This window comes from Tenacibaculum amylolyticum (assembly GCF_964511145.1).
Classification (GTDB): domain Bacteria; phylum Bacteroidota; class Bacteroidia; order Flavobacteriales; family Flavobacteriaceae; genus Polaribacter; species Polaribacter amylolyticum.
Genome location: NZ_CAZEFZ010000005.1, coordinates 1 through 12,020, shown reverse-complemented (window position 1 = coordinate 12,020; position 12,020 = coordinate 1). Strand labels below are relative to the sequence as shown.

Below are 12,020 nucleotides of genomic sequence, written 5' to 3'. Positions count from 1 at the left end.
GTAGTTTTCCACAAAGCAAATAAAATCTTTTCTTTTTTTAGTTGTTTTTCAGTGTGATACAGTCGATATTTATAAATAACGTAGTCGATATTCATAAATATCGACTATGTTATTCAGAAATCTTTATTAATTCTTTTAAAAAGTAAGAAGGTTTAATTCCTTTTAGTTTATAAAAGGCTTTTGAAAATGATTCTGAGTTTTTAAATCCAACCTCTTCTGCAATTGCTTTAATGGTATACTTTCTAAAAATAGTATCTTGTTTTAACTTTTCTATAGCATATTCAATTCTTAGATCATTTAAATAATTTGAAAAACTTTTTTCTTTAAAGTGATTAATGATTTTAGATAAGTAATTTGTGTTAGATCCTACTTTTTTAGCTAAAGAACTTAGTGTAATATCTTTGTTTATATATTGATGTTTTTTTTCAAAACTATCTAATGCTTCTAAAACATCATCTATAATTTTTTGAGGTATATTTATAGAAGTGGTTTCTACTATTTTGTCGTCACTATTTTCTATTTTCTTTTCAGTAATAAGTTTTTTAGGCTTATTAATAATTTCTAAGAATTTATTTTTATACTCCTTTTTTAATTTTATTTGATAACAAAGAAGTATAATAATTACTAAAAGGGATACAGAAATTATAATGATAATAGAGAAGGATTTTGTTTCTGAAGCATTCATTTGCTTTATAATATCTTCTTTTTCAGACTTTAATTTTGGTATATCGTATTTTGTAATAAGTCCTTTATTCAAATAAATTTCTTCATTATGTAGTATACTATCTAGTCTTATGAGTTGATTTACATAAGTAAGATGACTGTTTAAATCTTTACGTTTTTTATAATATTGAATAAGATGTTCGTAAGTTTCTCTTATTAACGGAAATAAATTCCCTTTTTCTCTAAAAATAGTATCTACCTTTTTAAAGTAAGCAATGGCTTTAGGTGTATTATTTAGCTTGTTATAAGCTTCACCACAGTAATAGTAAGCAAATGAAAGGTTACCTTTATTAGGATCATTTTTTTTAAAATAAGGAATATATTTTTCAATACTATCTATAGCTTCAGAATACTTATTTTGTAGGTATAAAGAAACACCACAGTTTAGTGAAAAATGATTTCTAAACTTCGTTTTTTTGAATGCAGCTGCAGTGTTGATTCCTAACTTATTATAAATCATAGAAGAATCTGGCAATGCCATATCGTTATAAATATTAGCAATAGATCGTATACAATTTAAATAAGCAACAGAATCTAGTTTTTCTTTTTCTTTTAATAAGAGCAAGTTTTGCTTGTAAAGCTTTAAAGCACTTTTATAATCACCAGTTTTTCTCTTTAAAAAACCAATATTTAAATTAGAATCAAACAATAGTTTAGTATCGTTGTATTTTTCAGCATAATCGTGCACTGCTAAATAACTATCTAAAGCTCTATTGTAATCTTTTCTAGTAAAAAAGAAATCTCCTTTAATTTGATAAGCATCTTTGGGATAAAACTCATCTTCGTACTTATAAAGTTTAGATAAGTTAATAATACTATCACAATATTTTAAAGTGTTTTCGTTTTCTTGCAATAAAGCATGCATATGGTACGAAGCAAAAAGGTATTTATATTGTTTTTCATTTTTTGCTTTTTGTATTATAGAATCTAAATAAATTCTTCTTTCTTTTAAATTTGCTTTTGTACCAACTTTCTGAAGCATTGTAATATACAGTATGTCTGATTCACTTTGAGCATGAGAGATACTTATAAAAAGAGTACAAAAAAGTAGTAGTAATTTATTGTTCATTTCTTTTGAGAGTTGTAATAGAGGCTTTGTAAAGGAAATTATAAATTAACATTTCATATAAACGTTGGCTAGTTTTAAAAACTCTGTTACTGTTCATATGAATTAGGCTGGCTAATAAATTTTCATTAGGAATAGTTGATTTTTTTGTAATTAGTTTCTGGATAATTTCTTTACTAGAAGTATCAATTATAGTTGAATTGTTAACTAATAAAGAAGATTTAATTTCATTATATTTTATGTTAATACGCTTATTAGATCTTTTTGTTGTATCGAATTCATTTTTAAAATATAAACTCATTCTATGTAAGAAGTTTATTTCTTCTTCTACAGATAGTTTAAATGAAGCTATGAGATTTTGTGCGTATAAAATAGTTTTTTCGAAACGGTTTGTATCTGAATCAAATTCAGAAATTAAACGTAACACCCAATCACTATCTTTGTAAAAGAAAGACTCTGCTTCTTCTATTGTGGTTGCACCATAACGTTCAATTTCTCTAACATAGGTGTTTATTTGTACATCCCAAATTTGATGAGTAGCAGCTAAAGGCTCAATTTTTTGCTGAAATAGCTGCATTACTACATGTATTTGATTAACATTTTTTAGTAAAAAACGAATACGTAAGTGATTTCCATGCTCACTATAACGTATAAAAAACCACTTAGTAATTATTTTTTTTTCTATAAGATAAGCAACAAAAGGTTGTACATAATCTGTTAATACTATATCAGCAGTATTAACACCACAATATATTTTGTAGTATAACCATTCTTCTCCTGGAAGGAAATATCTTTTAGTTTTGTGTGTCATACATCTTTTTATGGTAAGAAATAACAAATTGATTACAAAACGACTCCTCGTTCCTTTGTACGATTTCGTCATCTGAAAATAAGAACTCTTCTAAGAGAAAATGAGTTCTCTTTTTCACCGTTTGGTATAACATTGTAAGTGCTGTTTTATTTTGTAAATAGATTAACAATCTATTATCGCCATCAACAAGCTCAACATAATCTGGTAAAGCAAGCTTCTGTTGCCAGTTTTTTATAGCTTCTACGATGTTATTACTTTCCATAATTTTGGTGAAATCATGTACTTTAATATTCCATTTTGCTTTCGAAAAAATTATGTTTTTAAATACTACTCTAGGAAGAAATGGTAATTTTAAAAAGATACTATTCCAACTAAAACCAATATTAGATCGTTTGTTTTGTAGTTGTAACTCACATAGAAATTGATAAATAGCTAATGAATTTTGAGTGTAATTATGTGCATTACTTAGTTTAGGAATAATCTCTTTTTGATGTTTTTTTGAGCGTAAAACAATACGGTTGTTTTTTATAGAAATAAGAATATCTTCTATAGGTATTTCAAACTCTTTTTTTACACCTGCTGATGCTAAATACGGAATTTCATAAGATCTAACATTAGGTCTTTTTAATATGTTTCCTGTTCTAGACTCAGGTAAATGAACTATTTCAGCAATAATTTTATCGGAATGAATTTGTTCTTCAGTAGTAACAATATTTTTTATATGATCATAAATTTCAGGATCTCCATGTGCAAACCTAGAAAGTAAATTTATACCACTAGAACCGCCAGCACCTTTCATAAAAATGGTATGACTATTTTCTTTTTTATAGATTTCTATTAATGAGTAAAATGTAGTAGCTAAATGATTCCAATTTTCAGGTAAATGATTTACATCTTCTTCTTTTAACTCTATGCAAAAACTATTTTCTTTGGTAGCTTCGTATAATTTTTGTTGCATAACATCATCAAAAGCAGTCCATTCTACATTACCAATATGCGTTGCTTTTCGTTTTACTAAAATATGATCTAAATAAGGAGTGTGATTATCCTGTTTGCTACCATAGCCAATACCTGTTTCTGAATCTAATACTAAGCTTAAAGGTAATTGTTGGGTTTCGTAACGTTTTAAAAATTCCCTTTTAAAACCTTCTAAACGATGATTAGGTGTGTAAAAAGAAATTCTGGTGAAAAACTTTATAGCTCTTAATAAAGAATATTTAAGTTTATAATCTAGATTATTAGTTTGAGTAGCTGAAAAAGTATCTGTTTGAAACAAATAATTAAGATCTAAATCAGGAACTAATTGTTCTGTTTTAGAAATGACTTTTTTATAATTATCAATAGTATTCTCAAAAGAATGATCTAATGAGTCAAGCTCAGATTTTACAGCTTGTAATTGATTATTTAATGAGAAACTCGGATTTTTTTCAGTTGTATTACGTAGTAATTTTAAAAAATAATTTTCTCCAGTACTAGAAATTTCATATTCAGATACTAATATTTGATTTTCAATAAGTATAAGAATAAACTCTTTAGCTTCTTCAAAGTTTACTTCGTTATCTACAATTTCCTGAGCTAATTGTGTTATTGTTCTACCTTGTTTGGCAGTTGTAATAATTTTATCAATTACAGGAGAGCTATGTACACCTTCAAGAGAATATTCTCTATTATTTTTTTTTATTGAATATTCAATATACCTGTAATGGTTGTCAATTTCATACAGCGTAGTATTAGGGAAAAAAATAGCACTGTTTTTTACCTCCTCTTCTAGGAGAATTCGCAAAGATAATTTGCTTAAAAAAGTGTTATCAAATTGTGTTACTCTTTTATAATTGTTTATAGTTTCTAACTGTATATCTGTGTAGGAATTAAAACTACCCAAAGAACAAGAAGCAAATAAACCAAAAGGAGTACATCTAGAAGACATTCTAGTATAATATTTTAGAATGGTTACTTTTAGTTTTTCTTTTTTTACAGGATCTTTTAATAAACCGTTTTCCCATTTTTCAATTTGTTCTAATAAAATAGGGGAAGCTAAAAATATAGCTTCTTTAAAAAATGGAATTTCTATGATTTTTATAAAATCAGCATCGGATAGGGTGCCTTTTTTTATAAATTCTTTATACTTGGTAATTGAGAATAAGGGGACTCTCAAACAAAAGCTATTAAAAACTTCGTTAGGATTCATTATATCTTTCTACATTAGATTGTTCTGATCGCACAAAATTAATTATTCCTGACTAATTTTTTTATTTTATTGTAGTTTTTGAAAGATTAATGCTAAAAAAATAGGTATAACTATTTCTTTTTAAGAATTCTGTTGCATATTTAGTTGTGATAAAAAGATAAAACCAAAAACTATTGTATAATGAATTTAAAAGTAAGGGAAATTCAAGAAGAAGATGTTAATAACCTTTTAGATTATTGGTATACTGCAAATGAAAACCATTTAAAGAAAATGGGAGCAGATATTCAAAAGTTACCTAAAAGAGAAACGTTCTATAATACTTTAATGAATCAGATAGTAGCCCAAATTGAAAAAAAACAGTCTTATGTGCTAATTTGGGAAGAGAATGGGAGAAGTATAGGACATACCAATGCAACTAATATTGTTTTTAAAAAAGAAGCTTTTATGCATTTACATGTATGGGAAACAGAAAATAGGAAAAAAGGCTCTGGAACTTTATTAGTTAAAAAATCATTGCCCTTTTATTTTGAAAAACTTCAATTAGAAACATTGTATTGTCAGCCTTATGCTTTAAATCCAGCACCTAATAAAACACTTCAAAAAGTTGGTTTTGAATTTGTAAAAAAATATACAACTATACCAGGAGCAATTAATTTCGAACAAGAAGTTAAACTATGGAAAATGACTAAAGAACGCTTTTTAAAATTGTAATTTTTATAAAAAAACATTTTTCAACGCAACCATTTCACAAATAGAACATCTTGTTAATAAAGAAATAAGATGAAACGATTACTAAAAATGGTATTCATTACGCTAATTATTACTGGATGTAATAATGATAATGATGGAATAAAAGAAATTTGTTTGGTAGATAATCCACTGGAAGAGCTAATGTGGTTAAAGGAAATTAAAACAACATTTGCTCAAGTTACAAATTCGGTTAGGCAAGAAATTTATGAGTATGAGTACAAAGGACAACGCGTTTTTTTAATAAACGATTGTGTTGGTTGTAACGATAGCATGGCAGTGATATATAACTGTGCAGGAAATAAAATATGTGAAATAGGAGGATTAGGAGGGCAAAATACTTGTCCAGATTTTTTTGATGTTGCGAATAAAAAACAATTGTTATGGCCAAATGAAAATGGTCTTGTTATTAGTAAAAGTTATTATGATTCAGTAGAAACGAGTAATTATGAAATAGTCTCAGTTTCATTAACAGGAAATATACTAACAATAGAAGTTTCTTCTGGAGGATGTAGCGGAAGTTCTTGGATTGCTAAACTAGTAGATTCTGAATGTGTTTTAGAAACAAACCCTCCTAAAAGGTTATTAAAATTAGAATTACAAAACGAAGAAATTTGTTTGGCTATTGTAAGAAAAGAAATACAATTTGATATTTCAGAATTACAAGTAGTAGGTTTAAATCAATTAGATCTAGAGATAGAAAAATGGAATCAAGAAATTGAGTACAACTATTAAAAATTAAGATTATGAAATTTATAAAAATAGTACTAGTAACCTTTTTATTTATAGTATTAAACTCATGTACAAAAGAGAATGATGAGAGAATAGCCATTGATTCTAGTAATCTTTTACTAGGAAATTGGGTGATGACTAAATACGAAAATGAAAAATTAATATTTCAAAGAGCTACACAACTAGAGGAAAACACGTATGGAATTTCTTTTTTTGAAGATAAAAGATTTATTGAAAGAACATCAGGTTTTTGCGGAACACCACCACTTTCTTTTTTTAATTTAGAAGGAACTTATGTAGTTGCAAAAACATTAATTAAGCTTCAAAAGGAAAACGATCCAAATTCCTTACTATGGAGAATAATTTCACTTACAAATGAAGAACTTGTAGTTACTTACGAACAAACAGATCAAGAAAAAGACTACCAAGAATTAATGGAATTATTTGAAGAAATTTACACAATAGCTACTAGTAAAACATGTGAAGATGCAAACAATTGGTCTTTTACTACATATGGATCAAAAGCCTGTGGAGGATATCAAGGTTTTATTGCGTATCCAAAAACAATAAATGTTAATGAATTTCTAGAAAAAGTTGCAATCTATACTCAAAAAGAAGAAGAATATAATATAAAATGGGATATAATTTCTACATGTGAACTACCTGCACAACCAACAGAAGTAGTTTGTGAAAATGGAAAACCGGTTTTTAAATATTAAAATACAAAAGGAATAAAACTAGAACAACTCATACAAAAATGTAAGAAGAACAACTTACAAGCACAATCTGCAGTTTATCAGCTTTTTGCTGGTAAACTCTTTGCATTGAGTTTAAAATATTCTAGAAATCAAGAAGATGCAGAAGATGTATTACAAGATAGTTTTTTAATAGCTTTTGATAAAATACATCAGTACAATTTTAAAGGTTCTTTTGAAGGATGGTTAAAAAGAATTGTAATTAACACAGCATTACAAAAATATAGAACACAGCCTTCTTTGTATTTGGTTCAAGAAGAACCAATGTATAATGAAGAAATACATTTTGATGAGAGCACTATTGAAGTTAATGAGTTACTTGAATTAATTCAAAAACTACCTGATAGATATAGACTGGTTTTTAATTTATATGTACTAGATAATTTTTCTCATAAAGAAATTTCTGAGATGCTTAAAATCTCCATTGGAACTTCAAAATCTAATCTATCGAGAGCTAAGCAATTATTAAAGAAAGCATTGGAAGATCGTAAAAAGAAATTAGAAAAGGCATAATGATGGAAGATAAAAATATAAATAGACTGTTTCAGGAAAAATTAAAGGATTTCGAAGTACAACCAGATCCTAGAATTTGGAGTAACATAGAAGAAAAACTCTCTAAAAAGAAAAAAAGGAGAGTTATTCCAATATGGTGGTTTGCTAGTGGAATAGCTTCTGTAGTAATTCTTGGCCTGTTTTTATTTATACAAACTCCAAATGAAAACTTAGATAGTAATGAAATACAAAAAACTAAAGAAAACCCACTAAATAAATATGAAAATATAGTAACTGAAGAAACAATAAAACCAATAGAAAAACTAGAAGAAAACACAACTAAAGAAACAACAATAACAACAGCAAAGCAAACTATACAAACAAAGAAAAAAGAAAAGGAATTTTTAATGGTTGAATATAAAATTGCCAGTAAGAATGATAGTTTGCAGCAATCGGATGATACTGTGAAGGGTTATACATCTGATACAAAAATTGCTATGGAAAAGTCTTCTAAGAAGTCCTCAAAAGATACCATAACAGAATTTAAAGCAAAAGAAAAAGGATTAGAAAAACAGCGTTTTATGGCTGAAGTAGAAAAAGTAACAAAAGAAGAAACAGAAGTGAAAGAACAGAAATCTAGATGGAGCATTGCTCCTGTTTTTGGATTGGTAGCTTCAAATTCTTTTACCAAAGCTTCGGCCATAGACGCTACTCTAAATCAGAATAAAGTATCTAGTAGAGAAACGTTATCTTATGGAGTTAACATAGCATATAAAATCAATGAAAAATGGTCTATACGTTCAGGAGCGCAAATACAAAAAGTCAATTTAGAAACTCAGAATGTAGCTATTGTTTCTGGGATACCTTTTGCAAACAACTTAACAAATATAGAGTTTTCAGGAGGAGATAATCTATTTTTTGCAAATACTATAGAATCTGTAAATGATCTTTCTACAGGATCAAATAGTAATATAGAAGAAGGTAATTTACAACAAGAATACAGTTATATAGAATTTCCTTTAGAAGCTACTTATCATCTTTTTTCATCAGATAAATTTGAAACGAATATCGTATCAGGTTTTAGTACACTTGTTTTAAATAGAAACACAATCTCTGCTAATTCATCTAATTTTAATAGAAATATAGGAGCAGCGAATAACTTAAACACTTTAAATTTTAGTGCAAACTTAGGATTAGAATTTAGAATGAATATTTCAGATAATATGAAGTTTCATGTAAACCCAATGTTTAAAGCACAATTAAATACCTTTCTAGAAGGAACCACCAATGCACAGCCATATACAATTGGAGTATATAGTGGATTAATTTTTGATTTTTAAGCGAAAAACTAAACGTTTAATTTATACTATTCCTTATATATTTTTACCTCTAAATCTCCTTGTTGATTCATAGAAGCGCGGTACATACCTGCTGTATTAAATTCAAAAACCATATTACCGTTTTTATCAAGCGCAATAATACCACCAGTACCACCTAACTTAGTAAGTTTATTTTGAATTACTTCTTTAGCAGCATCTTGTAAACTCATTTCTTTATAATCCATTAAAGCTGAAATATCGTGTGCTACCTGGACTCTAATAAAATATTCACCCCAACCCGTAGAAGAAACACCACAGGTTTCATTATTTGCATATGTTCCAGAACCAACAATTGGAGAATCTCCAATTCTGTTCCAGCGTTTATTAGTCATTCCACCAGTAGAAGTTCCAGCAGTAATATTTCCATAAGTATCTAATGCAACACAACCAACAGTTCCAAACTTACTATCTTTTATTTCAGGATCGTAAAAAGCAGTTTTACCATCATGATCTAATTGAGCTTTCATTTTTTCTTTTACACGTTGTAACGATTTGAATCTACTATCAGTATAAAAATAGCTTGAGTCTGCCAATTCTAAACCTTGTTCTTTTGCAAATACAACAGCTCCTTTACCAGATAACATTACGTGAGGAGATTTTTCCATTACTTTTCTGGCAAGAGAAATGGGGTTTTTTACTCCTTTCACTCCAGCAACAGCGCCAGCATTTAAATCACTCCCTGTCATTATAGAAGCATCTAATTCATTAGTTTCATCATGCGTAAATACAGCTCCTTTTCCAGCATTAAATAAAGGAGAATTTTCTAGTACATGAATAGTTTGTTCTACAGCATCAATACTTTTTCCTCCATTTTTAAGAATAGTATATCCTATTGTAATAGCTTCTTTTAATTTTTCTTTATACGCTGCTTCTTTTTCAGGAGTCATATTTTTCTTTAAAATAGTACCAGCTCCACCATGAATAACAATAGCAAAATCATTTACTTTTTGTGTTTCAGGAGTGTTAGACTCTTTTTTTTGACTACAACTTATAAGTAAAAGTGTTAAAAAAAACGTGGAGAATATTTTTTTCATGATAAAGTTTAATTTTAAACAAAAAACAAATGTTTTGTTTAATTTATTAATTTAGATTTATTTGTAAATTTGACTTTTCAATTTAAACAACTAAAACGTAAATACAAAATGGCAGATTTTGGTATTCAAGAAGCGTTACAAACCTTAGGGTTAAACGAAATAAACGAAGGAACTTCTACTGGTTCTAAATGGTTTTCAAACGGAGAAATTATCGAAAGTTACTCTCCTGTAGATGGAAAATTAATAGGAAAAGTAAAAGCTTCAACGAAAAACGATTACGAAAGTGTGATGAAAGAAGCTACTGAAGCTTTTAAATCATGGAGAGTATTACCAGCTCCACAAAGAGGAGAAATCGTTCGTCAATTTGGAGAAAAACTTCGTGAAAAGAAAGAAGCTTTAGGTAAGTTAGTTTCTTATGAAATGGGAAAAAGCTACCAAGAAGGTTTAGGTGAAGTACAAGAAATGATTGATATCTGTGATTTTGCTGTTGGTTTATCACGTCAGTTACACGGATTAACAATGCATTCAGAAAGACCAGGACATAGAATGTATGAGCAATACCATCCATTAGGAGTAGTTGGAATTATTTCTGCATTTAACTTCCCAGTAGCTGTTTGGTCTTGGAACACAGCTTTAGCTTGGATTTGTGGTGATGTATGTGTTTGGAAACCATCTGAAAAAACACCATTATGTGGAGTTGCTTGTCAGAACATTATTGCTGAAGTATTAAAAGAAAATAATTTACCAGAAGGTATTTCTTGTTTAGTAAACGGAAACTACGAAGTAGGAGAGTACATCTCAAAAGATACTAGAGTTCCTTTAGTTTCTGCTACAGGATCTACAAGAATGGGTAAAATTGTAGCAAAAGAAGTAGCTGGTAGATTAGGAAAATCGTTATTAGAATTAGGAGGAAACAATGCAATTATCGTTACTCCAGATGCAGATATTAAAATGACAGTTATTGGTGCTGTATTTGGTGCTGTAGGAACTGCTGGACAACGTTGTACTTCTACTAGAAGATTAATTGTTCACGATTCTATTTATGATAAAGTAAAGAATGCTGTAGTAGATGCTTATAAGCAATTACGTATCGGAAATCCATTAGATGAAAACAACCACGTTGGTCCATTAATTGATACGGATGCAGTAGGAATGTATAAAGAAGCATTAGAAAAAGTAGTAGCTGAAGGTGGAAAGATTATTGTTGAAGGTGGAGTATTAGAAGGAGAAGGATATGAAAGTGGATGTTATGTAAAGCCAGCTATTGCTGAAGCAGGAAACTACTACGATATTGTACAACATGAAACATTTGCACCGGTATTATATTTATTAAAATATACTGGAGATGTAGAAAATGCAATTGCTTTACAAAATGGAGTAGCACAAGGGTTATCTTCTGCAATTATGACGAACAATTTACGTGAAGCAGAGAGATTCTTATCGCATGCAGGATCAGATTGTGGTATTGCAAATGTAAACATTGGAACTTCAGGAGCAGAAATTGGTGGAGCTTTTGGTGGTGAAAAAGAAACTGGTGGAGGACGTGAGTCTGGATCAGATGCTTGGAAAGTATATATGCGTCGTCAAACAAACACGATTAACTATACTACTGAGTTACCATTAGCACAAGGAATTAAATTCGATTTATAGTAGTTATATAAATTTAAGGAAATAAAAAAAGGAGTCTACACTTGTTTAGTTGTGTGGCTCCTTTTTTTTCTGTTCATAATCCCCCCGAACTATAAACCGACTATATTTTTGTTTTACTTCTTTACTTGCTTACTTACACTGTAAAAGTACTTTACTTTCTCTTTCATTTTATATTTTATCGATGAATGGTCATTTGCAAAAGATGATTTTAATAGTAATATAGATTAATGTTAAAATAATACTAATATTTGCTGTTATTATATTTGTAATGATCTTATTTGTAGTTTTTTAAATGTAAATAAGTTACGTTTAAAGAAACGTTAAAAGAGATAAATATATATAAACAAAAAAGGAGCCTACTTTTAGTTTGGCTCCTATTTTAGTTCACAGCCCCCCCGAACTATAAACGCTAACTTTTTATCGAATTTCGTTACTTACACTGT

At 28.6% G+C, this 12,020-nt stretch carries 10 protein-coding genes; 6 read left to right on the top strand and 4 right to left on the bottom strand.

Annotation, left to right across the window (positions count from 1 at the left end; translation table 11 throughout):
• Positions 1-109 precede the first annotated feature (109 nt).
• Genes ACKTTC_RS03150 through ACKTTC_RS03140 form a run of 3 tightly spaced genes read right to left on the bottom strand, consistent with a single transcriptional unit; the run spans position 110 to position 4,755 of the window.
• The gene (locus ACKTTC_RS03150) at positions 110-1,792 is read right to left on the bottom strand and encodes a helix-turn-helix domain-containing protein (RefSeq protein ID WP_408038187.1); all 1,683 of its coding nucleotides are present in this window, start codon (positions 1,790-1,792) and stop codon (positions 110-112) included.
• Complete coding sequence (locus tag ACKTTC_RS03145; RefSeq protein WP_408038185.1) at positions 1,782-2,600, bottom strand: thiopeptide-type bacteriocin biosynthesis protein; 819 nt, start codon at positions 2,598-2,600, stop codon at positions 1,782-1,784. Before ACKTTC_RS03145 ends, ACKTTC_RS03150 begins: the two co-directional genes overlap by 11 nt.
• Entirely contained in the window at positions 2,584-4,755 is a 2,172-nt protein-coding gene (locus ACKTTC_RS03140; protein ID WP_408038183.1) for a lantibiotic dehydratase family protein, read from the bottom strand. Before ACKTTC_RS03140 ends, ACKTTC_RS03145 begins: the two co-directional genes overlap by 17 nt.
• A 213-nt stretch (positions 4,756-4,968) precedes the next feature.
• Here ACKTTC_RS03140 and ACKTTC_RS03135 point away from each other — a divergent pair, with 213 nt between their 5' ends.
• The 5 genes from ACKTTC_RS03135 to ACKTTC_RS03115 all read left to right on the top strand — a co-directional run bounded on the left by ACKTTC_RS03135 (position 4,969) and on the right by ACKTTC_RS03115 (position 8,854).
• On the top strand, positions 4,969-5,499 hold the full coding sequence (locus ACKTTC_RS03135) for a GNAT family N-acetyltransferase (RefSeq protein ID WP_408038181.1): 531 nt from the start codon (positions 4,969-4,971) through the stop codon (positions 5,497-5,499).
• Between the two features lie 69 nt (positions 5,500-5,568).
• On the top strand, positions 5,569-6,270 hold the full coding sequence (locus ACKTTC_RS03130) for a DUF6970 domain-containing protein (protein ID WP_408038179.1): 702 nt from the start codon (positions 5,569-5,571) through the stop codon (positions 6,268-6,270).
• Between the two features lie 11 nt (positions 6,271-6,281).
• Entirely contained in the window at positions 6,282-6,986 is a 705-nt protein-coding gene (locus ACKTTC_RS03125; protein WP_408038177.1) for a hypothetical protein, read from the top strand.
• Between the two features lie 12 nt (positions 6,987-6,998).
• Positions 6,999-7,535 (top strand): RNA polymerase sigma factor, encoded by a 537-nt coding sequence (locus ACKTTC_RS03120; protein ID WP_408038257.1) that lies wholly within the window; start codon positions 6,999-7,001, stop codon positions 7,533-7,535.
• On the top strand, positions 7,535-8,854 hold the full coding sequence (locus tag ACKTTC_RS03115) for a hypothetical protein (RefSeq protein ID WP_408038175.1): 1,320 nt from the start codon (positions 7,535-7,537) through the stop codon (positions 8,852-8,854). The genes ACKTTC_RS03120 and ACKTTC_RS03115 overlap by 1 nt, the downstream gene beginning before the upstream one ends.
• A gap of 26 nt (positions 8,855-8,880) precedes the next feature.
• On the opposite strand, the gene ACKTTC_RS03110 is transcribed toward ACKTTC_RS03115, so the two are convergent.
• The gene (locus ACKTTC_RS03110) at positions 8,881-9,927 is read right to left on the bottom strand and encodes an isoaspartyl peptidase/L-asparaginase family protein (protein WP_408038173.1); all 1,047 of its coding nucleotides are present in this window, start codon (positions 9,925-9,927) and stop codon (positions 8,881-8,883) included.
• A 108-nt stretch (positions 9,928-10,035) separates the two neighbouring features.
• On the opposite strand from ACKTTC_RS03110, the gene amaB reads away from it, so the two are divergent.
• Positions 10,036-11,577: an L-piperidine-6-carboxylate dehydrogenase gene (gene amaB / locus ACKTTC_RS03105; RefSeq protein WP_408038171.1), complete on the top strand. Its 1,542-nt coding sequence runs from the start codon at positions 10,036-10,038 to the stop codon at positions 11,575-11,577.
• The last annotated feature ends 443 nt before the right edge of the window (positions 11,578-12,020 follow it).

What these genes read in the sequence shown, in the direction of transcription:
- amaB (WP_408038171.1), top strand. Translation starts at nt 10,036, where the DNA reads ATGGCAGATTTTGGTATTCAAGAAGCGTTACAAACCTTAGGGTTAAAC.
- ACKTTC_RS03115 (WP_408038175.1), top strand. Translation starts at nt 7,535, where the DNA reads ATGATGGAAGATAAAAATATAAATAGACTGTTTCAGGAAAAATTAAAG.
- ACKTTC_RS03145 (WP_408038185.1), bottom strand. Translation starts at nt 2,600, where the DNA reads ATGACACACAAAACTAAAAGATATTTCCTTCCAGGAGAAGAATGGTTA.
- ACKTTC_RS03110 (WP_408038173.1), bottom strand. Translation starts at nt 9,927, where the DNA reads ATGAAAAAAATATTCTCCACGTTTTTTTTAACACTTTTACTTATAAGT.
- ACKTTC_RS03135 (WP_408038181.1), top strand. Translation starts at nt 4,969, where the DNA reads ATGAATTTAAAAGTAAGGGAAATTCAAGAAGAAGATGTTAATAACCTT.
- ACKTTC_RS03125 (WP_408038177.1), top strand. Translation starts at nt 6,282, where the DNA reads ATGAAATTTATAAAAATAGTACTAGTAACCTTTTTATTTATAGTATTA.
- ACKTTC_RS03130 (WP_408038179.1), top strand. Translation starts at nt 5,569, where the DNA reads ATGAAACGATTACTAAAAATGGTATTCATTACGCTAATTATTACTGGA.
- ACKTTC_RS03150 (WP_408038187.1), bottom strand. Translation starts at nt 1,792, where the DNA reads ATGAACAATAAATTACTACTACTTTTTTGTACTCTTTTTATAAGTATC.